General features: G+C 37.6%; 22 protein-coding genes and 1 other RNA gene. 11 read left to right on the forward strand and 12 right to left on the reverse strand.

Features of this window, described 5'->3' with window-relative positions; all coding sequences use genetic code 11:
• Positions 1–101 precede the first annotated feature (101 nt).
• The 4 genes from tnpB (at position 102) to C7H19_RS09005 (ending at position 3,402) form a co-directional block, all read left to right on the forward strand.
• On the forward strand, positions 102–1,253 hold the full coding sequence (gene tnpB / locus C7H19_RS08990) for an IS200/IS605 family element RNA-guided endonuclease TnpB (RefSeq protein WP_106456544.1): 1,152 nt from the start codon (positions 102–104) through the stop codon (positions 1,251–1,253).
• Between the two features lie 183 nt (positions 1,254–1,436).
• Positions 1,437–2,123 carry an ATP-dependent Clp protease proteolytic subunit gene (locus tag C7H19_RS08995; protein ID WP_106456545.1) on the forward strand — a complete coding sequence of 229 codons (687 nt, stop codon included), beginning with the start codon at positions 1,437–1,439 and terminating at the stop codon, positions 2,121–2,123.
• Between the two features lie 13 nt (positions 2,124–2,136).
• On the forward strand, positions 2,137–2,781 hold the full coding sequence (locus tag C7H19_RS09000) for an ATP-dependent Clp protease proteolytic subunit (protein WP_106456546.1): 645 nt from the start codon (positions 2,137–2,139) through the stop codon (positions 2,779–2,781).
• A gap of 24 nt (positions 2,782–2,805) precedes the next feature.
• A complete protein-coding gene (locus C7H19_RS09005) occupies positions 2,806–3,402 on the forward strand; it encodes an ATP-dependent Clp protease proteolytic subunit (RefSeq protein ID WP_106456547.1) in 597 nt (198 codons plus the stop codon).
• 38 nt (positions 3,403–3,440) lie between these two features.
• On the opposite strand, the gene C7H19_RS09010 is transcribed toward C7H19_RS09005, so the two are convergent.
• Positions 3,441–3,668: a BrnA antitoxin family protein gene (locus tag C7H19_RS09010; protein WP_106456548.1), complete on the reverse strand. Its 228-nt coding sequence runs from the start codon at positions 3,666–3,668 to the stop codon at positions 3,441–3,443.
• Complete coding sequence (locus C7H19_RS09015; RefSeq protein ID WP_106456549.1) at positions 3,652–3,924, reverse strand: BrnT family toxin; 273 nt, start codon at positions 3,922–3,924, stop codon at positions 3,652–3,654. Before C7H19_RS09015 ends, C7H19_RS09010 begins: the two co-directional genes overlap by 17 nt.
• A gap of 373 nt (positions 3,925–4,297) precedes the next feature.
• On the opposite strand from C7H19_RS09015, the gene C7H19_RS09020 reads away from it, so the two are divergent.
• On the forward strand, positions 4,298–7,591 hold the full coding sequence (locus tag C7H19_RS09020; protein WP_106456550.1) for a PAS domain S-box protein: 3,294 nt from the start codon (positions 4,298–4,300) through the stop codon (positions 7,589–7,591).
• On the opposite strand, the gene C7H19_RS09025 is transcribed toward C7H19_RS09020, so the two are convergent.
• On the reverse strand, positions 7,588–7,770 hold the full coding sequence (locus C7H19_RS09025; protein ID WP_106456551.1) for a hypothetical protein: 183 nt from the start codon (positions 7,768–7,770) through the stop codon (positions 7,588–7,590). The genes C7H19_RS09020 and C7H19_RS09025 overlap by 4 nt on opposite strands.
• 4 nt (positions 7,771–7,774) lie before the next feature.
• Between C7H19_RS09025 and C7H19_RS27150 the strand changes: the two genes are divergently transcribed.
• Positions 7,775–7,888, forward strand: a complete 114-nt coding sequence (locus C7H19_RS27150) for an ankyrin repeat domain-containing protein (RefSeq protein WP_181280554.1) — start codon at positions 7,775–7,777, stop codon at positions 7,886–7,888.
• A 331-nt stretch (positions 7,889–8,219) separates the two neighbouring features.
• Here the strand turns inward: C7H19_RS27150 and C7H19_RS26700 are convergent, their stop codons facing one another.
• Positions 8,220–11,138: a valine--tRNA ligase gene (locus tag C7H19_RS26700; protein WP_106456553.1), complete on the reverse strand. Its 2,919-nt coding sequence runs from the start codon at positions 11,136–11,138 to the stop codon at positions 8,220–8,222.
• 217 nt (positions 11,139–11,355) lie between these two features.
• On the opposite strand from C7H19_RS26700, the gene C7H19_RS09040 reads away from it, so the two are divergent.
• Genes C7H19_RS09040 through C7H19_RS09050 form a run of 3 tightly spaced genes read left to right on the forward strand, consistent with a single transcriptional unit; the run spans position 11,356 to position 16,025 of the window.
• Positions 11,356–13,233: a DCC1-like thiol-disulfide oxidoreductase family protein gene (locus C7H19_RS09040; RefSeq protein WP_106456554.1), complete on the forward strand. Its 1,878-nt coding sequence runs from the start codon at positions 11,356–11,358 to the stop codon at positions 13,231–13,233.
• A gap of 54 nt (positions 13,234–13,287) precedes the next feature.
• A complete protein-coding gene (locus C7H19_RS09045) occupies positions 13,288–14,502 on the forward strand; it encodes a DUF1574 family protein (RefSeq protein ID WP_106456555.1) in 1,215 nt (404 codons plus the stop codon).
• 11 nt (positions 14,503–14,513) lie between these two features.
• The gene (locus tag C7H19_RS09050; RefSeq protein WP_106456556.1) at positions 14,514–16,025 is read left to right on the forward strand and encodes an MBOAT family O-acyltransferase; all 1,512 of its coding nucleotides are present in this window, start codon (positions 14,514–14,516) and stop codon (positions 16,023–16,025) included.
• Positions 16,026–16,033: 8 nt separating this feature from the next.
• On the opposite strand, the gene ssrA is transcribed toward C7H19_RS09050, so the two are convergent.
• Positions 16,034–16,424, reverse strand: a transfer-messenger RNA (tmRNA) gene (gene ssrA, locus C7H19_RS09055).
• Between the two features lie 137 nt (positions 16,425–16,561).
• Here ssrA and hemB point away from each other — a divergent pair.
• Positions 16,562–17,548 carry a porphobilinogen synthase gene (gene hemB, locus C7H19_RS09060; protein WP_106456557.1) on the forward strand — a complete coding sequence of 329 codons (987 nt, stop codon included), beginning with the start codon at positions 16,562–16,564 and terminating at the stop codon, positions 17,546–17,548.
• A 53-nt stretch (positions 17,549–17,601) separates the two neighbouring features.
• On the opposite strand, the gene C7H19_RS09065 is transcribed toward hemB, so the two are convergent.
• Positions 17,602–18,258 carry a MarC family protein gene (locus C7H19_RS09065; protein WP_106456558.1) on the reverse strand — a complete coding sequence of 219 codons (657 nt, stop codon included), beginning with the start codon at positions 18,256–18,258 and terminating at the stop codon, positions 17,602–17,604.
• 162 nt (positions 18,259–18,420) lie between these two features.
• Between C7H19_RS09065 and dpsA the strand changes: the two genes are divergently transcribed.
• Positions 18,421–18,975, forward strand: coding sequence for a DNA starvation/stress protection protein DpsA (gene dpsA, locus C7H19_RS09070; protein ID WP_106456559.1), 555 nt, complete (start codon positions 18,421–18,423; stop codon positions 18,973–18,975).
• Here the strand turns inward: dpsA and C7H19_RS09075 are convergent, their stop codons facing one another.
• The 6 genes from C7H19_RS09075 to ybeY all read right to left on the reverse strand — a co-directional run bounded on the left by C7H19_RS09075 (position 18,976) and on the right by ybeY (position 24,606).
• Positions 18,976–20,538 carry a metallophosphoesterase family protein gene (locus C7H19_RS09075; RefSeq protein ID WP_106456560.1) on the reverse strand — a complete coding sequence of 521 codons (1,563 nt, stop codon included), beginning with the start codon at positions 20,536–20,538 and terminating at the stop codon, positions 18,976–18,978. It lies immediately after the preceding gene.
• A 249-nt stretch (positions 20,539–20,787) separates the two neighbouring features.
• A complete protein-coding gene (locus C7H19_RS09080) occupies positions 20,788–21,987 on the reverse strand; it encodes a 4-hydroxy-3-methylbut-2-enyl diphosphate reductase (RefSeq protein ID WP_106456561.1) in 1,200 nt (399 codons plus the stop codon).
• 50 nt (positions 21,988–22,037) lie between these two features.
• The gene (locus tag C7H19_RS09085) at positions 22,038–22,853 is read right to left on the reverse strand and encodes an MBL fold metallo-hydrolase (RefSeq protein ID WP_106456562.1); all 816 of its coding nucleotides are present in this window, start codon (positions 22,851–22,853) and stop codon (positions 22,038–22,040) included.
• 76 nt (positions 22,854–22,929) lie between these two features.
• Positions 22,930–23,520 carry an anthranilate synthase component II gene (locus C7H19_RS09090; protein WP_106456563.1) on the reverse strand — a complete coding sequence of 197 codons (591 nt, stop codon included), beginning with the start codon at positions 23,518–23,520 and terminating at the stop codon, positions 22,930–22,932.
• Between the two features lie 24 nt (positions 23,521–23,544).
• On the reverse strand, positions 23,545–24,057 hold the full coding sequence (locus C7H19_RS09095) for a diacylglycerol kinase family protein (RefSeq protein WP_106456564.1): 513 nt from the start codon (positions 24,055–24,057) through the stop codon (positions 23,545–23,547).
• A gap of 30 nt (positions 24,058–24,087) precedes the next feature.
• Positions 24,088–24,606, reverse strand: a complete 519-nt coding sequence (ybeY, locus tag C7H19_RS09100) for an rRNA maturation RNase YbeY (RefSeq protein ID WP_106456565.1) — start codon at positions 24,604–24,606, stop codon at positions 24,088–24,090.

Consider the following 24,606-nt stretch of genomic DNA (forward strand, 5'->3'; position numbering starts at 1 on the left):
GTACACCCGCGATTTCAATCGTGGGATGAGAGGCGGTAACTTATCTTTTTTTCTTACGCTAGATAAAATATGTTATGATTATCACATAGGAGGATTTAGACATGGGTAACAAAGCGTACAAATTCCGAATATATCCGAACCCAGAACAACAAGCATTTTTGGCTAAATGTTTTGGGTGTTCACGCTTTGTTTACAATCATTTCCTAAGAGTGACTACTGATGTCTATGCAGAATCTAAAAAACATTTTAGATATAAAGAATGGGCTAACTTACTTGTACAACTCAAGAAAGAGTTTGATTGGTTAAGTGAAGTAAACTCTCAGTCTTTGCAGCAAATTCTAAAAGACTTAGAATCAGCTTTCACTCGATTCTTTAAAAAACTAGGGAAATTTCCCCGATTCAAAAGACGTTCAAATAAGCAATCATTTAGGGTTCCTCAACATTTCTCGATTACAGAGGACAATAAACTGAAGATTCCGAAAATGGCACCAATAAAAATGGTCATTCATCGAAAAGTTGAAGGAACGACTAAAAGTGTCACAATTAGCAAGACTCCATCAGGAAAGTATTTTGCCTCTATTTTGACTGAGCAGAATATTCCAAAAGCTCCTTTAAATGGAGAAAAAATAGGATTGGACTTAGGTTTAAAATATTTTGCTATTACGAGTAAGCCCGAAAAATTTCCCAACACCAGATATTTACAAAAATCTTTAAGAAGGTTAAAAATTAGACAAAGGAGGTTAAGTCGAAAAGTCAAAGGGTCAAACAATAGAAACAAAGCAAGACTTACTGTAGCCAAAGTTCACGAAAAAGTTGCCTTACAACGATTAGATTATCAACACAAAATAAGTCTCAAACTAACTTGTGAAAACCAAGCAATTAGTTGTGAGGACTTAAACATCAAAGGGATGGTCAAAAACCGAAAACTAGCTAAACAAATATCTGATGTAGCATGGGGACAATTCTTAAGTCTTCTAGAATACAAAGGTGAATTGTACGGCTGTGAAATACGCCGTGTAGATAGATTCTTCCCTAGTTCCAAAAGGTGTTTTAGTTGTGGCTACATTAAAGAAGATTTAACCCTAAAAGATAGAGAATGGGATTGTCCTGAATGTTCTACTCATCACGACAGAGATATTAACGCTTGTCATAATTTGTTAGCCTTCTCTGAATCTAAAATACTGTCGGAAGGACAGAAATCTACGCCTAAGAATGCTGTTGAAATGCAGTGTATCAGTTCGGTTACGAATTGAGTCTAGGAAGCTCGCGACTTTAGTCGTGAGTGCTTCACCCGAACAAGAAGCAATGCTGCGAAATCTTCTGGAGAAAAAAACGACTTCGTAACAATTCGTTCTAGATTTCCCTACCCCTGACGACTCTCGAAGTAAGTTAGAATCAAATTCAAGATAACTGAAGAAATAAGTAGACAAACCTCAATGGAATCACCAATCAAAGCAGTTCAAACTGCATATTATGGGGACGCAGCCTACCGTACACCACCGCCAGACTTACCCTCCTTATTACTCAAGGAAAGGATTGTCTACTTAGGAACGCCCCTGTTTTCGGATGATCAGTACAAGCGTCAAATCGGTGTAGATGTCACTAAATTAATTATTGCTGAGTTATTGTATCTACAGTTTGACGATCCCGAAAAACCGATTTTTTTCTATATCAACTCTACAGGTACATCGTGGTATACCGGAGATGCGATCGGCTTTGAAACCGAAGCGTTTGCCATCTGCGATACGATGAACTATATTAAACCACCTATTCATACCATCTGTTTAGGTCAAGCGATGGGAACAGCAGCAATGATTCTATCGGCTGGTACGAAAGGCTTTAGGGCTAGTTTACCCCATGCGACGATCGTTCTCAATCAACCCAGAACAGGTGCAAGAGGACAAGCAACCGATATTCAAATCCGCGCTAAAGAAGTTCTAGCGAATAAAGCATCAATGCTAGATATTCTTTCTAATAATACGGGACAACCCCCCGAAAAAATTGCTAAAGATACCGATCGGATGTTCTATCTAACTCCACCTGAAGCGAAAGAATACGGGTTGATTGATCGAGTTTTAGAAAGCGTCAAAGATTTGCCGAAACCTATTCCAGCATTGGTTTAAGTTGAGGCTTTTTATGTTGATTACCAATGATACCCGTCGTGTTCCTTACAATATTCCTGGTAGTCCTTATTGGCAATGGGTAAGTATTTATACTCGTCTGAGCCAAGAACGGATTATCTTTCTCAATCAACCGCTAACCGATGGTGTCGCAAATTCCGTTATTTCGGCGTTGTTATACCTCGAATCGGAAGATAATAAAAAGCCAATTAGTTTGTATATCAATTCTATTGGTGATCCTCTTGATCTCGGAATGGGCGATATTACTGCGGGAATGGTTTCGGTGATCGCAGGTTTAGCTATCTACGACACGATGAAATACATTAAATCGGAAGTGACGACCATTTGTTTAGGACAAGCGGTAGGAATGGCAGCATTACTACTCGCAGCAGGAACCAAAGGCAAACGAGTTAGTTTACCCCACGCCGAAATCGTCCTAACCTCAGCGAAAACAGGAACCCAAGGACAAGCTAGTGATATTCAAGTCAATGCAGAGGAAGTTATTGATAAACGTAACGCGATTTTAGAGATTTTGGCGCAAGAAACGGGACAAAGCGTCGAACGGATTAAAAAAGATACCGATCGCACTTTCTATTTATCCCCAACTCAAGCGCAAGAATACGGAATAATCGATCGCGTTTTAGAAACATCCAAACCGTAAACGTATACCACAAGGGAAAAAATTATGCCTATTGGTGTTCCAAAAGTTCCTTATCGTCTTCCTGGTGGTTCTTATGAACAGTGGATCGACCTCGAAGATCGTCTATTTAGAGAACGGATTATCTTTTTGACTGAAGAAGTTGATGATGGTATTGCTAATGCGATCGTCGCTTATATGTTATATCTCAACTCGGATGATCCCAATAAACCTATTTATTTATATATCAACTCTCCTGGGGGTTCAGTCACCGCAGGAATGGCGATGTATGACACAATGCAGTATATCAAATGCGACGTGATTACGATCTGTGTTGGTTTAGCTGCTTCGATGGGTTCTTTCCTCCTTGCAGCAGGAACAAAAGGAAAACGTCTCGCTTTACCCCATAGTCGTATTATGATTCACCAGCCCCTCGGTGGGACAGGTCGTCGTCAAGCAACTGATATCGAAATTGAAGCTAAACAAATACTACGTGTGCGTAGTGAATTGAATGAACTGTTAGCTAAACACACCGGACAACCTTTATCGAAGATCGAAAAAGATACCGATCGTGATTATTTCATGTCTGCACAAGAAGCAGTCGAATACGGTCTAATCGATAAGGTAATCGAAGGCGCAATATAATATATTTGAGGGTTTGGTTGTCAAACCCTTTTTAAGGATTAAAGAACTCGCCGTAATGTTTCTTCATCCAAAGGTTGTTGAGATTGCTTCAGATAAGCTTTTAACGCTTCATTGATCATGATTTGATATCCTTTACCTGAACTCTCGGCACGTTCTCGAAATTCTTCTAAAATATCATCGTCAACATAAATATTTATACGAGTTTTTCCCTTTTGAGGAATAACCGCACCTCGTTTAGCTTCATTAAAATCATATTCCGCTTTCATATTTTCGTTTCTCATAACCAGTGGCAGGACGCGCCGAAATTAATCGAACTTTATCATCTCGATAGGTATAAACGATAACCAGTAAACGCCACAGATGATCCATGCCAAGTGTAACAAATCGCTGTTCACCGTAGGCCGTATTGTCTTCAAAAGTAAGCGCATGGGGGTCATACAAAACAGCTTCAGCGTCAGAAAAACGCACACCATGTTTCCGGAAATTGGATTCAGCTTTATTACGATCCCATTCAACTTCCATACATATATTATATGTACTAATTATAGTTTTTAGGTTTTCTCGTTTGATTTAACAATAAAATAATAAAAATTCACAAACTGATTGTACTCTTCTAATTCTCGATTAGAGCGATAAGATAATATTGTAGCGTTACCTCTTGAATTCAATTCGTAATCGACCAATAAAAACGCTCATATGGCGCGAATTCTTCGATAACCGACAGTTTTGCGTAACTTCTCAAATCTCGTATCTGAAAATAAATAACGATCTATCTTTAGATTATTTTAAGAATTCATCATTTATGCGATACTATGACATCTAAGTGAATTAATATGGCAATAACCTTAATAATTTTGTTCTAAGTAAACATTTTTCTTTGAAAGAAGCAAAGTCGATGACTGAAAACGCTAATCTGATTACAGATAAATTGCAACAGAACTCGCCCAGACCTTCGAGTTGGGAGTTTGAAAATCAAAATCGATTGATTAGTGTTGCCGAAGACATGAGCAAGCAAAAATCAGTAGAACTTTTACTGCTTGAACAGAATAGATTATTGAAGTTAATCGCTTCTCTTAAGCCGATGGATGAATGCTTGACAGCCGTCTGTGACTCCGTGTCTAAGCTTAATTCAGGTGTACGAGCTTGTATCCTTTTAACTGATGATCAGCGTCTCAAGTTTCCTCGTTCCATCACTCCAAATTTTCCGCCATCGTTCGGACAAGGACTGAAAGATGCTCCTATTAATGAGCTTGCCATTGGTACTTGTGGCACAGCAGTGTATTGCGGTAAACCTGTTATTTGTACAGATATCGCCAATGATACTCGATGGTCGCTTGGATGGCGAGATTTATGTGTCGCTCATGGGATATTCGCGTGTCATTCTACACCGATCTTGGGTGCGGATAATTTGCCTCTCGGTTCTTTGATGTTGTGTTTTGATAAGGCGCGATCGCCGACGGATTGGGAATATAGATTAGCAGAGTTTGGTACTCAAATTGCTAGTATTGTTTTTGAGCGTGAACAGTCGAGTAAAGCTTTACGCGAATCTGAAGATAAATATCGCACGTTATTCAATTCAATGGGTGAAGCGTTTGCCCTGTGTAAAATTATTTTAGATGACGATCGTAAGCCGTTTGATGTATTGATACTTGAAGTTAATCCGGCTCATGAAACAGTGACGGGACTGACAAACGAGGAAACGATGGGTAATACGATGCGTCAATTGATTCCTGATTTTGATGATAGTTGGTATGAAACTTGTTTCCGTGTGGCAAAAGGTGGCGAAACGATTCGGTTTGAAAATTATGTATCGAGTTTAAATCGCTGGTTTGATATTTACGCTTATAAAGTTGGTAAAAACGATGATGGAAAGTTTGCGCTGATTTATAGCGATATTAGTGAACGTAAACAAACAGAAACCGCTTTAAAGCAAAATGAAGAACGGTTACGACTTGCTGTAGAAGTTGGAAGGATGGTTGCTTGGGAATGGAACCCACATAGCGACACAATTATTACTACAGATAATTTCTCGTCAATTTATGGTCTGAGTAAAATTGAAGCAGCAGGGCAAGGATTTGCGTTAGTTCATCCCGAAGATCGCGCACGACATCAGAGTTTAGTCGAAAATGCGGTGGCGACTGGAAAAGGCTATCATTCAGTGTTCCGTTTCATTCGTCCTGATAATGGCGAAATTATTTGGCTTGAAGAACGCGGTGAAGCATGGCTAGATGAAAAGGGAAATGTCCAAAAGTTGATCGGAGTAGTGATCGATATTACCGAGCGTAAACAAGCAGTAAAAGCACTACGAGACAGTGAGGAGTTTAAGCAACGGATTTTAGAAAGCTCTAATGACTGTATTAAAGTTTTATCATTAAATCATGAAATCCTCTACATGAATCCAGGTGGGTTATGTCTTATCGAAATTGACGATTTTTCATCGGTCTGTAATACCGACTGGCTGAGTTTTTGGCAAGGTGAAGATCGAGAGAAGGCTAAAAACGCGATCGCAACGGCTAAAGCAGGTCAGATCGGTCACTTTCAAGGTTATTGTCCCACAATGAAAGATAAGCCGAAATGGTGGGATGTTGTCGTAACACCGATTCGAGATGCGTCTGGAGAAGTCACACAATTCGTTGCTATTTCGCGGGATATCACTCAACAAAAACAAGTAGAAGTCTTGTTGCGTGAAAGTGAGGAAAAATTCCGAAATATGGCGGATAATGCGCCTGTCATGATTTGGATGACTGATGCGACAGGTTACTGTACCTACCTTAGCCGAAGTTGGTACGAGTTTTCTGGGCAAACTGAGGAAATAGGCTTAGGTTTTGGTTGGTTGGATGCGGTACATCCTGAAGATAGTGAAAGCTCTAAAAACATTTTTCTTGATGCTAATCGTCAGAAGAGTGCGTTTCAATTAGAATATCGCTTACGGCGTTCTGATGGTAAATATCGTACTTGCATTGATGCAGCTAGTCCCTGGTTTGGGGTAGATGGTCAATTTAAGGGCTATATCGGCTCAGTGATGGATATTACCGAGCGTAAGCAAGCTGAGGAGAGTTTACGTCGTTCTGAAGAACGCTATCGAACATTATTTGAATCTATTGAAGATGGTTTTTGCGTGATTGAGATGATGTTTGATGAAAACAATCAACCGATTGATTATCGCTTTTTAGAAATTAATCCAGCGTTTGAAAAACAAACAGGTCTTAAAGACGCAGAGGGTAAATCAATACGTCAGCTAGTACCAAATCTTGAGGCTCATTGGTTTGAAATTTATGGTAAAGTTGCACTGACAGGGGAACCGATTCGTTTTGAAAATAGCTCCCAAGAAATGAACCGTTGGTTTGATGTTTATGCTTTCCGCTTTGAGCAGCCAGAAAGTCGTAAAGTCGCCATCTTTTTTAAAGATATTACTGAACGTAAACAATCTGAAATTCAACAACAACAAAGAGCCAAAGAACTGACTCAGTTAAATCATTCTTTAGTACGAACAACCGATCTTTTAGCCGAGCGTAATCAAGAATTGAATAGTTTTAGTTATATTGTCTCACATGACTTAAAAGCACCGTTAAGGGCGATTTCTAATCTCTCACAATGGATAGAAGATGATCTTCAAGAAAAATTAGACGAAGATAATCAACGTCAGATGCAGCTTTTACGAAATCGAGTCGAACGCATGGAAGCTATGATCGATGGATTACTGACCTATTCTAGAGTGGGACGTACAGAAGTGGAAACCCAATCCGTCAAGGTTAAAGAATTGCTTAACGAGATTCTTGACTCTCTGGTAATACCCCCGACTTTTACGATTAGCATTCAAGCAGAGTTACCCACAATTGTTACTAAACGTTTGCTGCTTTCTCAAGTTTTTGCTAATCTGATCAGTAATGCGATTAAACACCATCCTCGCCCCGATGGACAGATTGAGATTTCAGCTACTTGTAAGGGACAATTCTATGAGTTTGCTGTTTCTGATGATGGTAATGGCATTGCTCCCGAAAATCATGATAAAATCTTTGGGATTTTTCAAACTCTTAATTCTCGTGATGTTAAAGAAAGTACGGGAATTGGTTTATCAATTGTTAAAAAAATTGTCGAAACTGAAGGCGGCGAAATTACTGTAACATCTGAGTTAGGTAGCGGTGCAACGTTTCGCTTTACTTGGCCAAAACAACCTTTAACTCATTAAGAAATTTGCTCATAGTGTGCGATCGCTTTAATTACTTTACCATTTTCACCAAAAACTAAAAATTCTGCCGCTTTTATGCCTTGAACAGAAGTATAGTATAAAATTATACTGTTAATACTGACTAAACAATCAAGAAGTTTAAAGTGTAAATCTGGGAATTTTTCAAGGGATTTTTTCAAAATATTGCTTGACTCTGGTTATGATATAAATACAAGATTTGAAGAGGGAATAACTCCACTTAGATCAGCCGCTCATCATGGACATTTTGAGATTGTAAAAATGCTAGTCAGTCAGTGAATAAATTCACTGCCTAATAGCGAAAATCCGTTGAAACGGATTAAAATCAATTCAATTAATCGGTTTATAAAAGTTGGAAATTAATTCGGTTAGAATGTTAATCATTGAGTCCACCGTAATCAAGTATTTCACCGCTCACAGCTAAAATCATTTTAATAGAATAAATACTTAAGGGTTAGGGGTTAGTCGGTTTCAACCACGGGGCTTACAAGAGGGCGACGCAGGTTCGCCCTACAGCCCCTCGACTTAAGCTATGAGACGAGGACACGGATTTTCGACTTGTCGAAAATGCCAGAGTGTCCGTTAGAGAATTTATTCTCTGGTGATCTAGCTATTCAAGTCGTTTTAAGCGTTCTCGAAGAATTTCGGCTTGTTTTTGTGCTTCTGCTAATGCTTCTCTGGTTTTTTGTACGACTTCTTCAGGTGCTTTATCGACAAAATTGGGATTATTCAAACGATCGCTAATTCCTTTGATTTCTCCCTCTAGTTTATTGAGATTCTTTTCGAGTTTGGTTCGCAAGACGCTAATATCAACAATTCCCGATAAGGGGATCAACGCTTGGACAGTACCGATCACTCCTGCGATCGCTTGTTTGATTTCTTCTTCTAATTTGGTCGTAATTGTTAACTGTTCTACCTTGACAATATCAACAATATATGATATACCCGCATTTAAAATATCGCGTTCGAGTTCGCTTTCGGTTTGCAGGATAACTGGAACGCTTACCCCTGGCTTAATTTCAGCTTCAGCGCGGAGATTGCGCAATGTACGAATTGTTCCAAACAGAAGATCAAAGGTTTTTTCTAGATTAAGATCGATTTTTGCGACATCAACCGAGGGATAAGTTTGTAATGCGAGGACTTGATCGTTTTTTTGCGTTAGTGTATGCCAAATTTCCTCAGTGATATGGGGCATAAAAGGATGGAGTAGTTTTAAAATCCCTTCTAAAATATAGGCTAAGGTTTGTTGTGCGACTAGACGGGATGTTGTCTCTTTTTGCCAAAGACGGGTTTTGACTAATTCGATGTACCAGTCGCAAAAATCGCCCCAAATAAATTCATATATTCCTTTTGCTGCTTCTCCAAGTCCATAAACATCTAGATACTGTTGGGTTTGTTGAACGACTTGAGAAAAACGTGAGATAATCCAGCGATCGCATAACTCCAATTCATTTATATTAGGATTACCCAAGTCTTGCGGCGTTTTTCCTTCAAGATTCATCATCACAAAACGCGACGCATTCCATAACTTATTCGCAAAGTTGCGCGAGGCTTCGACTGATTCGGATAATGTTAAGTTTTCTGAAAATATCTTGATTAATTCTTCTTGTTCTGTATCTGATAATTTTTCCCATTCCGAAGGTTTATTTTTAATTCGCCCCAGTAGAGGGAAAGAGTCGGATATCGGTAATAAAGGTTTAATTAACTCTTCTTTTTCTTTTTTGGTTAATTTTGTAATTTCGGATGGCTCATTTTTAATCCGATATAATAAACGATTGAGTTGTAAGCTGACATCTTGTCCTGCTCCTACAACTTCTCTAATGAGAGTATAGCGTAGGGCATCTGTGCCATACTGATCGATTAAAACAAGAGGATCTACGCCGTTATTCGCCGTTTTAGACATTTTTTTCCCATTTTCGTCTCTAACCAGACCGTGAATATAAACATCTTTAAATGGCATTTGATTTGTAAAATATCCTGCCATCATTGTCATACGGGCTACCCAGAAAAAGATAATATCGAATCCTGTAACTAGAGTCGTTGTCGGGTAATATGTTTGTAGATCTTTAGTTTGTTTTGGCCATCCCATTGTAGAAAAAGGCCATAAACCCGATGAAAACCATGTATCTAAAACATCGGGATCTTGTTCGAGTTTAATATTTTCGCCATATTGTTGTGTGGCTTTGTGAATTGCTTCTGTTTCTGAATAAGCGACAATAAAAGGAGTATGATCGGTTATTTCTCCATTGGTTTTACTAACAATATACCAAGCGGGAATCTGATGACCCCACCATAACTGACGCGAGATACACCAATCTTTTAATTTAACTAACCAATCTCGATAAACTTTTGTCCATCTTTGGGGGACAAAACGCGGTGAGTTTTCTTCATCCAAACAAGTTAACGCTTTTTGGGATAGTGGGGCGATTTTTACAAACCATTGGGTAGATAGTAACGGTTCTACGGGAACTTTTCCCCGTTCACTATAAGGAACCGTATGACGATAGTTTTCTATTTTTACGAGATATCCGTCTGATTCGAGGCGTTTTACGACGTTTTGTCGGGCTTCAAAGCGATCTTGTCCCACAAACTCGCCCGCATTCTCATTAAGCGTTCCATCCTTATTCATGATATTGATGAAAGGAAGATTGTGACGTTTTCCCATCTCAAAATCATTAGGGTCATGCGCGGGGGTAACTTTAACGCAACCTGTCCCAAATGCAGGATCAACGAGTTCATCAGCAATTATGGGGATTTCTCGACCCATAATCGGTAAAGTTAGGGTTTTTCCGATAAGCTGTTTGTAGCGATCGTCATTCGGGTTTACAGCAACAGCAGTATCACCTAACATGGTTTCTGGGCGAGTGGTTGCGACTTCGATAAATCCGCTACCATCAGTCAAAGGATAACGAAAATGCCATAAGTTCCCATCAACTTCTTTACTATCAACTTCTAAATCTGAAACCGCAGATTGAGAGGCAGGACACCAGTTTACTAAATAATTTCCCCGGTAGATTAATCCGTTTTCGTAGAGTTGGACAAAAGCGGTTTTAACGGCATATGATAGACCTTCATCCATCGTAAAGCGTTCGCGTGTCCAGTCTACCGACACACCCAAACGTCGTAACTGATTAACAATTGTACCACCTGATTCTTCTTTCCATAGCCAAGCGCGTTTGAGAAACTCATCTCGGCCAATATCATAACGGGTTTTCCCTTCGGCTTTCAGTTGTCTTTCTAAGACCGTTTGGACTGCAATACTAGCATGATCCGTTCCAGGCAACCATAGAGTATTACGACCTTTCATCCGTTGATAGCGTACAATTGTATCAATCAAAGCCTCTTCAAAAGCATGACCCATGTGGAGACTACCCGTCACATTTGGGGGAGGGATCACAACGCAAAAAGGTTCACCTTCAGCATCAGGATTAGCTTTAAAGATCTGATTTTCTTCCCAATATTGTTGCCATTTCGTTTCGGTTGTTTTTGGGTCGTATTGAGTGGGTAGATTGGATATAATTGCAGTCATGAATGAGTTAAGTGACGGATTGACTATTTTAAGTTCCTAACATTATTTTAAGACTATTTTGATGAGAATTTGAGTTCTAATTTTGTAGGTCACTCGTCTGATGGGTCTTTTAGATATTTATGATTAATTTTAATAATGTTTTTTTGCTTAAACTCTTTATTTATCAAGAAAAGTAAAGTAATGTAATTAACATTCATCAATTTATGTAAAGTCCCCTATGGCTGCCATTGAACAGAAAAAAAAGTCAGCATGGTCCAGCTTAGAAACAATAATCGGGTTTGATTTACGATCGCTTGGTTTATTTCGAGTTGCGTTGGCTTTAGTTATCCTAAGTGATCTAATCATTCGTTTTGGGGGTATTACGGCTCATTATAGCGATCAAGGTCTTGTACCTCGTGAAGCTTTGGCTAAAATTGGTTCTAGTCCCTTTTATTGGTCTATTTTAAATCTCAGTGGTCAGCCTTGGGTACAAGTTATTTTATTTTTATTTGCTATTTTTATTGCCTTACTGTTATTGGTTGGCTACCGTACTCGTTTAGCAACGATCGCTACTTGGGCGATGATTATTTCTATTCACAATCGTAACCCAGTTGTTCTCTTTGCCGCAGATGATGTTTTAAGAGCAATTCTTTTTTGGTCGATGTTTTTACCTTTGGGGGCAACTTATTCGATAGATAGCGCCTTAAATACTTCATTAGATCCTTTACCTAAACGCATTTGGTCTGGGGCTACATTTGCTTTTATGATACAAATAGCTTTTATTTATATGTGGTCGGCTGCTTTTAAAACAAAAAGTGATTTATGGTGGCCCGATGGAACGGCTGTTTATTATTCTTTAAGTTTTGATCAGTATGCAACTGTTTTCGGTCAATGGATGCTAAAACTGCCGCAAAACATCTTAAAAATAATGACCTTTGGGGCTTTAACTTTTGAATGGGTGGGGCCAATTTTAATGTTTATTCCCATTCATAATAGCTTTTTTCGGTGTGTAGCGATCGTTTCTTTTAGTCTGTTACATTTAGGATTTTTTGTCTTTCGTATTGGTATTTTTCCTTTCTTAAGTATTACCCATTGGTTGGCTTTAATTCCGAGTGAAGTTTGGGATTATCTCGAAAAACGCTCTTTAACTCCTGAGCGTCAAGGATTAGTTATTAATTATGATGCAGATTGTGGATTTTGTAAAAAAATAGTTTATCTTTTAAGAACATTTTTAATTCTTCCCAGAACTCCTTTAATCAAAGCGCAAGAAAATCCAAATCCGACGGTTTATGAGGATATGCAGAGAATTAATTCTTGGGTTGTTGAAGACTGGCAAGGAAATAGACATTATAAATGGGAAGCTATTACTTATATTTGTAGTTTATCCCCGATTTTTTGGTTTCTTGCTCCTCTTTTGAGATGGAAACCTTTAATGAGTATTGGTACAAAGTTTTATGAAGCGATCGCAACAAATAGACGTTTTGCAGGTAATTTTACAAAGCCATTTAAGTTCCGTCCTTTAGTCATTCGTTCATCACCTCCTCTATTATTTAATCTAATTGTTTTATTACTCCTTGCTTATACTTCGGTGTGGAATTTAAGAGGTTTTATTCAACAAAGTGTCATTAGAAAAGACGCAGAAGGGGCGTGGGTTGAGGGATTAAATAAATTATTATCTCGAAAAACATTTAATACTTTAGATCCATTTGCCCGCATCACACGACTCGATCAATATTGGAGTATTTTCGCTCCAAACCCACCGCGAGACGATGGATGGTACATTGCAGAAGCGACTTTAAAAGATGGCAGCAAAGTTGATTTATTCAGAAATGGAAATTCAGTGATTTGGGACAAACCAACAATTAGTGAGCGAGATCAACTCTATAAAAATATGCAATGGCGAAGTTATTTTATTAGTCTTTATCGAGCGCAGGGAAAACCACTTTATCCTTATTTGGTAAATTATTTAACTGAACAATGGAATCAAAATAATGAGCCATCTAAACAAATAGAAAAGCTAAGGATTTATTTTATGGATGAAAGAACTGTGCCTCCTAATGAAAAGCAAACTGTTACACCAAAAGTCATCTGGAATAGTTCAAGTTTATCAAAATAGATTAAACCAGAAATATAAGTTGAAAATCGTCTTGATTCTCCCTCACTAAATTTTATGTTTTATAAAACTTCAGTTTCTCAAAAAAATCAAATTAATACTCGAAAAAAAGACAGTTATACTAAATTTAATATGCTTTTTTTTACAATTACTTTCATCCCTTTAATTGCCACTGGAGTTTTTAATATGATTATTGATCCTTATGGGATTACAAAAACGCCTACTTTTGTCGGTCTAAATTTACTCAAACCAGCGCAAGATAATCAAACAAGACTGTTTAAATCTGCTGAAATTATTTCAATTAAACCAAAGCGATTAATTTTAGGATCTTCAACTGTAATCTTAGGAATTGCTCCTAAAAATACTGAATTAATTAATAATAAAGAGAAGGATTTTTATAATTTAGGGTTAACAGGATCTTATATTTCTGAAGTTCATGATTATTTAAAACACGCTCTTTTAAATCAACCCAAAGTTGAAGAAATAATTCTCGGACTTGATTTCTTTATGTTTAATAAAACCAAAAAAGAAATTAATTTTGATCGTCAAGATTTTTTGAATCAGACACAAATTCCTTTAAGCGAAAAATTAGCAATAGATTTATCTTTAAATACTTTAGAAAAATCTATAGATACGATAGAAGATAACTTAAGAACACGACAAACAAAACCCTACTATAGTTTAGGAATGAGAAATAATATTAATCTTGAACAGTTAAATAAAACCAGTAATACATCTCTTCTTTTTAAACATCAAATTCAAAACTATTTAACAAATTATTATAAAAATTATCAACTTTCTCAGACTGATTTACAAAAACTCAAAGATATTGTCACCATTTGCCAAAAAAATAATATTACCTTAACGGTATTTATTTCACCTTTACACGCTTCTCAAATGGAAGCTATAAAACAAGCAGGTCTTTGGACTCTTTTTGAACAATGGAAACAAGAAATCGCTCAAATAACGCCCGTTTGGGATTTTTCTAGTTATAACAGTATCACAGAAGAACCGATTCAAAACAAGATGAAATATTTTCATGATAGTGTACACTATTCTAAAGAAACTGGTGATTTAATTCTTTCTCGTATTTTTTCAAATTCATCTAATAATGTTCCTTCAAATTTTGGTAAAAAGCTTTTAGCCAACCAAAATTATCAAGAATATTTTAAAACAATTCGTGAAAATGGTAATCAGTGGGCGAGGATAAATCCAAAAATTGTTAAAGCAATTCAAGATATTAGAAAAAACATTCAATCTACCAATCAATAAAACTAAAATTTATGCTGTTTAATTCATATATATTTATATTTTTCTTTCTGCCAATCACGCTAGTAGGATTTTATATTATAAATAAATTTCGTTTAATTAAATTATCAATTATCTGGTTAACAATTACATCTTTATTTTTCTATTCTTACTGGAATTTTGTCCCAACTGAAGGTCAATCATCTACACCACAATATTTCTTTTTAATTATTTTGTCTTTAGTTTTTAATCACCAAATGGGAGCTTTTATCACGAATTGTCAACCCAAAAGTAAGCAAGCTAGTATACTTTTATGGTGTGGTATTGCTGTCAATTTAGCTCTAATTGGGTACTATAAGTATGCGAATTTTATTTTTAATTCAATTAATGAAATTTTTGGCACTCAAATTACTTTACTACAAATTGTTTTACCTTTAGGTATTTCATTTTATACTTTTACTCAAATTGCTTATTTAGTTGATGCTTATCGTGGTGAAACCAAAAATAATAATTATGATTTATTAACCTATACCCTATTTATTACTTTTTTTCCACAATTAATAGCTGGTCCTATTCTACGACACGATGAATTAATACCTCAGTTTCGTAACTTAAGAAAATTTATTTTTTCCCAAAGAAATTTTACAATAGGTTTGGTTTGGTTTTGTCTAGGACTCTCGAAAAAAGTTTTAATTGCTGATAATATTTCGCCTTGGGTGGGAGCGATTTTTAAGAATACAGATTCAGTAAATTTTATTGAAGCTTGGTTTGGTGCTTTAAGTTATACCTTTCAACTCTATTTCGATTTTTCTGGATATTCAGATATGGCCATCGGACTAGGTTTAATGTTTAATATTATTATTCCTCTTAATTTTAATTCTCCTTATAAAGCAACTTCTATCGTTGATTTTTGGAGACGTTGGCATATCACGTTATCTAACTTTCTTCGAGATTATTTATATATTCCTTTAGGCGGAAATCGTAAAGGAAATGTGCGACGTTATATTAATTTAATGATTACAATGCTGTTAGGGGGTTTATGGCATGGTGCAGGATGGACTTATGTTATTTGGGGTGGTTTACATGGTTTATATTTATGTATTAATCATGGTTGGGCTAAACTTAATTTAAAAATGCCTAAATTTGTCGCATGGTTAATGACTTTTATTGCAGTTATCATTAGTTGGGTGCTTTTTCGCTCTGCTAGTTTTTCCGATGCTATGGAAATTTTAAAAACAATGGTAGGAATGAATGGTATTACGCTTCCTGCTTCCCCACAAGGTAAGTTAGCTTTTTTAAGTCATTTAGGATTTCAGTTAAAAACTTTTGCCGATTTTAATTATCTTCCTGTTGTTAATGGCAGTAAATTAAATAGTTTAATGTGTATAATATTACTAACTTTTTGGGTTGCTTATTTACCCAATACGCAAGAAATGATTGAAAAATTTCGCCCTAATAAATGGTGGGCTATTTTTGTCGGTGTGATTACAAGCCTTTCTCTTTTATCCCTGAATCGTGTTTCCGAGTTTCTTTATTTTCAATTTTAGTAAATTTTGAGTGGAGCCGAGCAGAGTCGAACTGCTGTCCAAATTGGGTATTAACTGTTCGCTCATTCACAGGTTTAGTCTTTCTAACCCGAAAGACGGGGACTATCTGTTATCCCTGATAGCGGGATGCTCTAGTAAAGTCTTAACTCAATAGTCAACTAGAGGTAACTAGAGAGGGCATCCGTTGGGGTTATGTCTGTAATCCTTAACGGAGTCGAATTACAAACGCTCGAATCTATATTAGATTATTAGGCAGCTACAGGAGCGGCTTTACGAGCAAAAGGTACGATGTTGTTCGCATTTACTTTTTTTTTGAGTCCTTGATTAACGAGAGCAGACTCACTCTCGACCTGCATCACGGGATAGGATTCGCCAACCTGTCGAAACCGTTACGGCCCCATGTATATATATTTATTATACTTGTAGTCTTCTAGAATGACAACATTACATTTGATTGAGTAATCTTAAATTCAGTGTTGATCGGTAAAACGATCGCATTAAACTAATTTGAGGTATCTATATTAATCATTAAAATTATGTTTCCTCTTAATCGTCCTCGCCGTTTACGTTCCTCGCCTCAAATGCGCCGCATGGTAAGTGAAACGGTACTAACTGCCAATGATTTAATCTATCCCCTTTTTGCGGTTCCAGGTGATGGCATTGCTCAAGAAGTCAAATCAATGCCGGGGGTGTTTCAACTGTCAGTTGATAAAATTGTAGCAGAAGCCAAGGAAGTTTATGATTTAGGTATTCCCGCGATTATTTTATTTGGTATTCCTGAAACCAAAGATGCAGATGCAACTGGCGCATGGCATGATCATGGTATTGTACAAAAAGCGGCAACAGCAGTAAAAGAAGCCGTACCCGAATTAGTGGTTATTGCGGATACTTGTCTATGTGAATATACGAATCATGGACATTGCGGTTATTTAGAAGTCGGTGATTTAACGGGAAGAGTTTTAAATGATCCCACCTTATTATTACTGAAAAAAACCGCCGTTTCTCAAGCCAAAGCTGGGGCGGATATTATTGCACCATCGGGAATGATGGATGGTTTTGTCAAATTTATTCGAGAAGCTTTAGACGAAGCAGGGTTTCAAGATACGCCGATTTTGTCCTATGCTGCTAAGTATGCCTCAGCTTATTATGGCCCATTTCGAGATGCTGCTGATTCTACTCCCCAATTTGGCGATCGTCGCACCTATCAAATGGACCCTGGAAACTCTAGAGAAGCCCTCAAAGAAGTAGAATTAGATATCTTGGAAGGGGCAGATATGGTGATGGTGAAACCTGCTTTATCTTATATGGATATTATCTGGCAGATTAAAGAAATGACAAATTTACCAGTCGCTGCTTATAACGTTTCGGGTGAATATTCCATGATTAAAGCGGCGGCTTTAAACGGTTGGATCGACGAAAAACGAGTCACTCTCGAAACCTTAACCAGTTTTAAACGAGCCGGGGCTGATTTGATCTTAACCTATCATGCTAAAGATGCCGTTCGTTGGCTACTTGAAGGGTAATCAGTCATCAGTTATCAGTTATCAGTAGAAAAACTTAATAGCTGATAACTGTTCTACATCTGTAACCCTGGAAATAAATCTCTCATGCCGCCTGCGATAAATTCTACAGCCATCGACATCGTAATGAGTCCCATAATTTTAGCGATAATATTCATCCCTGTTTTGCCGATGCGTTTATCAATTTCTGGGGCAAGAGAAAAAGTAATTAAAATTAGTAACGCAATAAAAGTGATCGACATCAATAACGCAATATCGTTATATAGTGCCTTACCTTCTTGATGAGCATAAACGATGACAGCACTAAGAGATCCAGGCCCTGCGAGTAAAGGAATAGCAAGGGGTACAACCGCAATAGATGAGGGATTTTTTGAGATAATTTCATCTTCTGGTGATGTTGATCTAACTTCTGAGTGATCGGAATTTAACATCGAGATGCCCATCGTAAATAGCACATAACCTCCCGCCACCCGAAACGCTGCGATACTGATGCCAAATGCTCCTAAAATAGCCTCACCGAGTACCATTCCAACTAACAAGATGACAAAAAAAGAAAGAGCCGTGAGACGAGCGATCGCTTTTTTTTCTTCGGTGCTATTCGGTTGTGTAATACTCAAAAAAATGGGCATCGCACCAATGGGATCAACGATCGCCAGTAAGCCGATAAAAATATTAACGTAATTAGAGATATTTTGTAGATCCAGATTTTCCATTGGTTTGACAAAGATTCATTAACTTCTTTTGCATCCTAACTTTATATGTTAAGGAGTATTGTCAGGAAATCTTAAAATTTATAGTGACTTTCTTCAAGTAGACCGATTAAAGTTAGATATTGTGAGTATCTTGCAAATTCCTTACGAGAGGAGAACACTATTATGGCTACAGCGCAAGGTTTAATCCGTTCCTTTGGTGAGGTGGGTGACAATCCTGTTTTATTAGATAAAAGTGTGACAGTACCCGTCTGTGAGGGTTTAAATACAGTTTTAGCGAGTTTTCAGGGGCTATACCTGCAATATCAAAAACACCATCTAGTCGTTGAGGGTTCGGAGTTTTATTCTTTACATCAATTCTTTGAAGATGGATACGAAGCAGCACAAGGCTACGCCCATGATGCGGGGGAACGTCTCAACGGTTTAGGGGGCATTCCTGCGGCTAGTTTTACTAAATTAGCTGAATTATGCTGCTTTTCGCCTGAAGAAGATGGGGCTTTTGACTGTCGTACTATGGTAGAGCATGATCTCGCCGCCGAGCAAGCCATTATTCAATTATTACGCCGTGTAGCCGCTCAAGCTGAAAGTTTAGGCGATCGCGCAACTCGTTATATGTATGAAAAAATTCTACTCGAAACCGAAGAAAGAGCCTATCATTTAGGTCATTTCTTAGCACATGATAGCCTAACACTTGCTTTTGTGGGAAATCCTAGTAATTAATCACGATAACAGAGAAAATTGGTCAAACTGAATGATATTTGAATGGGGATAGCGAGTATCAAAATAATAACTACTCACTCTCCCTTTTTCTGTATCGAAAATGCTAAACGCTGTAATCTCATTACTGGCAATATAAGGAAGTGGTTGATTATTTTCGTCCTTGATTGGGGCTATAGTCGGTATAATCGGATCAAGTCCATTGGGATCGCCTGTCGCTGCATAAACAGAATTATTCGGTATTGGTCTTTTTAAGTCTCCAACATAAGCACCGTAACTATTCCCCACATTGGATGATTCTAGAAAATGTGTTCCTTTAGAACTTCTAAAACGGTTCCAAAGATGAGAATGACCATAAAATACTAAATGAACGCCCGATGCTTCAAGTAATGGTATTAAATCTTGAATAATATAATCTTTTTCTTTTGGATAATCATAACGAATTGCTAAAATTTTATTATTTTCATCCCTTTCTATGTTTTGTATTGGAGCAGTATAAGGCGGAACAATGTTAGCACCTAATGTGTGGGGCGGATGGTGAAACATGACTATTTTATATTTAGCTTTTCTAAATTCTATACTGTTTAATTCTTTCTCTAACCATTGATATTGTTGGCTTTCCCGAGATATTGACTCGAAAATATGTTGCCCATAACCCCAAGATTCGGGATAATCTAGATCTTGTTCTGCTTCTTGATAACGTCCTTTAATATTAGAGTCCAAACTAGGTGAACGCCAAACATTTGTCACATACAAAACGACTAAACGAATATCGCCAAAAGTAACTGCATAATATCTTTTATTGCCTGGTAAAGTAAAAATTTCTTCATAAGTATCCGTATTAAAAGAATTATCTTTATCTAATCCATTAAAACGCGGTACAGCATCATAAAACTGCTCATTTAAGCCTTTTGTTGTGGAAAATCGCCCCATTACTTCATGATTACCGATCGCGGGATATAATGGCACGTGTTGAATAATCTCGCCACCTTGATAAATCGTGGATTGTAATTCATAATGAGCGTGACCCTGTAAACAGGGAAAAAACGCACCACCTCTGTTATCATCAAACCATTCTGAGGCGCGATCGCTTATATTAACTAAATCACCTGCAAAAAAAACAGCATCAATACCAATAGTTTCGCAAACTTTCTGTAAATTAGCTGCTGTCATGGGCATTAATTGATGATCAGAAGTCAGTAAAATTTTTAGAGGTGTTTCTGGAATAGGTAAAGCAGAAAGGGTAAAAATCTTACTTTCAATAACTTCTAAGTCATTTTTACTCACCACCCGATAAGGAAGACGTTTACCTGCTATTATTTCGCTAACTTCTGCTTCATGTCGCCAGATTTTACGTTGAGTGACTGTGTCGTAAACTGGTGTAACTTTCGACTGATTATCTTCTCTAACACGAGTCAATTGAGTAGTTGTCGCTGTTGCTAAGTGTTCTAAATTTTCTCCATAGACGACATAATGCTGTATTCCTGCAAACTCAGTAAACCAAACCACTCGTACAGAATTTTCGGTTGGGAGTTGTAGAAAGGGATCAGACAAAAGAGAAGTCATGATATTTTTTTTTCAGAAATTAAATTCTCTGTCTCATAGTTTAAGTAATTGTTAGCCTATTAATATCGCCAGGGAATTTATTCCCTGTCTCGTAGAGACGCGCCATGGCGCGTCTCTACAGTCGGTTCAAACAGACTCAAATTATGGTTTTCAGTCCAGTCCATTTTAATGGACTTTTGCTATGAGACAGAGAATAAATTCTCTGGCCATATTAATGTACTAATCATTACTATCATTAACGCTCCGTTATTAATATTCCAATTTAGCCAGAAAAATTCTCTCGATAACTTCTTCTACCACTTTATCGGGTGTAGATGCACCTGAAGTCACTCCAACTGTAATTTTACCTTCGGGTAACCAATTTTCAGTAATTTCTAATTCTTTTCCAAGGGGTTTATGTTCAATTCGATTCCCCGATAGAATACGCTCAGAACTATCGATATGATAAGACGGAATCTTGTAATCGATGGCAATTTCTTGTAAATGAGTCGTATTCGAGGAATTATATCCGCCGATAACTACCATAAGAGATAGATTTTCTTTGACTAAATCAAACATTGCGTCTTGACGTTCTTGAGTCGCATCACAAATCGTATTAAAACTCATGAAATGATCATTCAAATTAGCAGGCCCATACTTTTTAAGCATAGTATGTTCAAATAATTTCCCAATTTGTTCGGTTTCACTTTTGAGCATTGTCGTTTGATTAGCAATACCAATTTGTGCTAAATCTTGATCTGGGTCAAAACCTTCTGAGTAAGCATTTTTAAACTTGGCTAAAAACTCGTTTTTATCGCCACCATTAAGAATATAGTTACTGACATATTCAGCTTGTGCCAGATTTAAGATAACTAAATAAGTACCCGCAAACGATGAAGTTGCGATCGTTTCTTCGTGATTATATTTGCCGTGAATAATCGATGTATATTCGCGTTTTTTGTGTTTTTCGACGGAATTCCAGACTTTAGAAACCCAAGGACAAGTCGTATCAACGATCGTACATCCTTTATCATTCAGTAACTGCATTTCGGCCACACTCGCCCCAAATGCGGGTAGAATAACGACATCTCCTTGATCAATAATTGAAAAGTCTTTTTCACCCTGATTTACTTCAATAAATCCGACTTCCATTTCTCGCAAACGTCGATTAACCGAAGGATTATGAATAATTTCATTTGTAATCCAGATGCGTTCATTGGGAAAATGTTGACGGGTTTCATAGGCCATTGCGACAGCCCGTTCGACACCCCAACAAAAGCCAAATGCTTCGGCCAAGCGGATTGTAACATTACCTCGCTCTAAGCGATAATGATTATTACGGATTTCTTGAATCAGACTGCTTTGATATTCTGTATTCAAAACCTCCATCACTTCCGCTTCTTTGCCAAACCCTTTACGGTGATAGTTGTCCGACTGCTGTAAAGAACGTTTAAAAGCTTTGGTATCCATATTTTATATATAGTAATTTTTCTCTCTAACTCATTTTAGAGATAATGGGTTCATTTTTTTTGTGCTAGAGCATTGGTTGAGTTGAGAACTCTAATAACAGTTCCTGTTTTTGGTAAGTCAGATGGTGTAATTCTGATAGAATCATTGGGAATTTTTTGAACGTTCATTCCAGAAACCAGTTTAAGGAATGCGTCTACTGGTACTAAATCACAAGCTTTTTTATCGGCTGCCACCGTCTGAAATTGGGTGGGAATGACAATTTTAGGTTGTAGGACCGATATAGCCTGTTTGGCTTCTTCGGGGTTATACGCTTTTGGCCCACCACCAACGGGAATTAAGGCTAAATCTGGGGTTCCAAGCAAGATTTTTTGTTCAAGTGCGATCGCTGATGCAGCCCCACCAAGATGTACAATTTTAATACCGCCTTGTGTCCAACGCCAAGCGACATTTGTTCCGAAACGTCTACCCCCTTGACGATCGTGAGGACTGGCGATACCTTGGATTTTGAAGTCTTTAATTTCGTATACGCCTGGTTCAAATAAGATTTTAGGATTTCCTGGTAAATTTTCCGCCGCCCCTTCATCCCAAAGTTGACTACTAATGAGAACAAAATCTGCTTCTACTTTGGGTAAGCGATAGCCTGCTGTACAACCAATTGCCCGAAATGGATTGACTAAAATTCTATAACCACTTCCTGTAAAGAGAAAGCAGGTATGACCTAACCATTGTACGGTTAGTCCATTATTGGGTTTAGCTGGTGTTTGAGTCGGTTTGGTTTGTGCTTGAATGAGAGAAGATGTTCCCAAGGTTCCAGCCATTGAGAGACAACTAATTCCAGCATATTGAATAAGTTTTCGGCGTTGCATAGGTATAGATCTCAGAAGATACAGTCAACAATAATGTTTTTTGGTATGCGATCGCAATTCCCTAAATGACTTCAAGCTAACTAATAGATTTAAGAAAGTTGCGTAAAAGTTCCTTCCCAGATTGAGTGAGAATACTTTCAGGATGAAACTGTACACCTTGAATATGAGGATACTGACGATGACGAACGCCCATAATTGTACCGTCTTCTACCCAAGCGGTGATTTCTAATACGTCGGGTATGGTTTCTTTTTCGATGACTAAACTATGATATCGAGTCGCTGTTAGAGGATTATTAATACCTTGAAAAATGCCTGTGTTGTTGTGATGAACTTCTGAGGTTTTGCCGTGCATTAAAACGGGGGCTGAAATAATTTTACCCCCAAATACTTGACCGATGCTTTGATGTCCTAAACATACTCCTAAAATCGGAAAAGTCGCGCCTAAATGTTCGATTAACTGAAGCGAAATTCCTGCATCTTCTGGACGACCGGGACCTGGTGAAATTACTATACCATCGGGTTTAACTTGTTTGATGGTTTCGAGATCGATTTGATCATTTCGGTAAACTTCAATTTGGGCAGCAACAGGAAATTCCGCGCCTAGTTCTCCCAAATATTGAACTAAATTATAGGTAAAACTGTCGTAATTATCGATAACCAGAATCAATGAATATCTCCTTTATTTGATTAATTAGAATGGAGAAAATAGAAGTGTGAGCAAGGGAGGAAGTATCAGGAAACTAGCCACTAAAATCGCTGCTAGTGCTGAAATTAAAACCGCACCAGCCGCACAATCTTTCGCTACTTTTGCTAAGTCATGATAGGTTTGACCAACGGTTAGATCAACAATGGATTCTAAGGCGGTATTGAGTAATTCTAAAACCATGACCAAAGCCGATGTTAATGTAATAATACTAATACCAACGGCTGAAATTTTTAAGCCAATTGCTAAACTAATGGCACAAATACCGATAAATGTATGTATCCGGAAATTTCTTTGAGTTGCGAAAGCATACCGTACACCCGCCCAAGCATATTGAAAACTAACCAGTAAGTTCGTTGCGACCTGCCAAGCATATTCTCGTCTAAGATGATTAGAGGTTTCATGGTAGGACTTAGATTTAAAAGACTCTTGAGACGGCACGAGGGAAACGGCTGAGGCTTGTGAAGTTGGGGTTTGGGTCATTTTAAAGTTAGATTTCATACAAGGTTATAAAGTATAAAAATAATGCACTTACTGATTCTGAGGCAAAAGACCAACCTTAGATAATAAAGTTTCCTGTTGAGAAAGCATTAAGAGTAAATGTTCTTCGTCAGGATGATCCCAACCCAGTAGATGTAAGAACCCATGTGCTGCTAACCAAGCGAGTTCTTGTTTAAGTGAATACCCGTGTTGTTGGGCTTGTCGGTTAGCGGTTTCTACTGAGATAATAATATCTCCTAAGTATAGAGCTTCTGTTAAAAAAATCTCCGATGGTAGGGGAAAATCTGTCTCAAGAATCGCAAAAGCTAAGACATCAGTGGGTTGATCTTTTTGCCGATATTGGGCGTTTAGTTCTTGTATCCCTGTATCGTCGGTTAATAGCAAACTAATTTCGTAGTTATTGGCTTTCTGTATCGTAGGAGACAGAATATTAAACCATTCTTGTATCCAATTTTGCCACGTTTGCGGCGTAATAGGACAAGATGACTCAGTATAATAATCATCCTGTACATTAATTTCAATAGCTAGGGTGGAAGCAGAAGAGGCCAT

It is taken from the genome of Aphanothece hegewaldii CCALA 016 (genome assembly GCF_003007785.1).
Classification (GTDB): domain Bacteria; phylum Cyanobacteriota; class Cyanobacteriia; order Cyanobacteriales; family Microcystaceae; genus Chroococcus; species Chroococcus hegewaldii.

Coding starts and splice junctions, on each gene's coding strand:
- C7H19_RS09015 (WP_106456549.1), bottom strand. CDS start 3,924: ATGGAAGTTGAATGGGATCGTAATAAAGCTGAATCCAATTTCCGGAAA.
- C7H19_RS09095 (WP_106456564.1), bottom strand. CDS start 24,057: ATGAAATCTAACTTTAAAATGACCCAAACCCCAACTTCACAAGCCTCA.
- C7H19_RS09085 (WP_106456562.1), bottom strand. CDS start 22,853: ATGCAACGCCGAAAACTTATTCAATATGCTGGAATTAGTTGTCTCTCA.
- tnpB (WP_106456544.1), top strand. CDS start 102: ATGGGTAACAAAGCGTACAAATTCCGAATATATCCGAACCCAGAACAA.
- C7H19_RS09050 (WP_106456556.1), top strand. CDS start 14,514: ATGCTGTTTAATTCATATATATTTATATTTTTCTTTCTGCCAATCACG.
- ybeY (WP_106456565.1), bottom strand. CDS start 24,606: ATGGCCTCTTCTGCTTCCACCCTAGCTATTGAAATTAATGTACAGGAT.
- dpsA (WP_106456559.1), top strand. CDS start 18,421: ATGGCTACAGCGCAAGGTTTAATCCGTTCCTTTGGTGAGGTGGGTGAC.
- C7H19_RS09080 (WP_106456561.1), bottom strand. CDS start 21,987: ATGGATACCAAAGCTTTTAAACGTTCTTTACAGCAGTCGGACAACTAT.
- C7H19_RS26700 (WP_106456553.1), bottom strand. CDS start 11,138: ATGACTGCAATTATATCCAATCTACCCACTCAATACGACCCAAAAACA.
- C7H19_RS09020 (WP_106456550.1), top strand. CDS start 4,298: ATGACTGAAAACGCTAATCTGATTACAGATAAATTGCAACAGAACTCG.
- C7H19_RS09065 (WP_106456558.1), bottom strand. CDS start 18,258: ATGGAAAATCTGGATCTACAAAATATCTCTAATTACGTTAATATTTTT.
- C7H19_RS09040 (WP_106456554.1), top strand. CDS start 11,356: ATGGCTGCCATTGAACAGAAAAAAAAGTCAGCATGGTCCAGCTTAGAA.
- C7H19_RS09010 (WP_106456548.1), bottom strand. CDS start 3,668: ATGAAAGCGGAATATGATTTTAATGAAGCTAAACGAGGTGCGGTTATT.
- C7H19_RS09075 (WP_106456560.1), bottom strand. CDS start 20,538: ATGACTTCTCTTTTGTCTGATCCCTTTCTACAACTCCCAACCGAAAAT.
- C7H19_RS08995 (WP_106456545.1), top strand. CDS start 1,437: ATGGAATCACCAATCAAAGCAGTTCAAACTGCATATTATGGGGACGCA.
- C7H19_RS09000 (WP_106456546.1), top strand. CDS start 2,137: ATGTTGATTACCAATGATACCCGTCGTGTTCCTTACAATATTCCTGGT.
- hemB (WP_106456557.1), top strand. CDS start 16,562: ATGTTTCCTCTTAATCGTCCTCGCCGTTTACGTTCCTCGCCTCAAATG.
- C7H19_RS09045 (WP_106456555.1), top strand. CDS start 13,288: ATGTTTTATAAAACTTCAGTTTCTCAAAAAAATCAAATTAATACTCGA.
- C7H19_RS09005 (WP_106456547.1), top strand. CDS start 2,806: ATGCCTATTGGTGTTCCAAAAGTTCCTTATCGTCTTCCTGGTGGTTCT.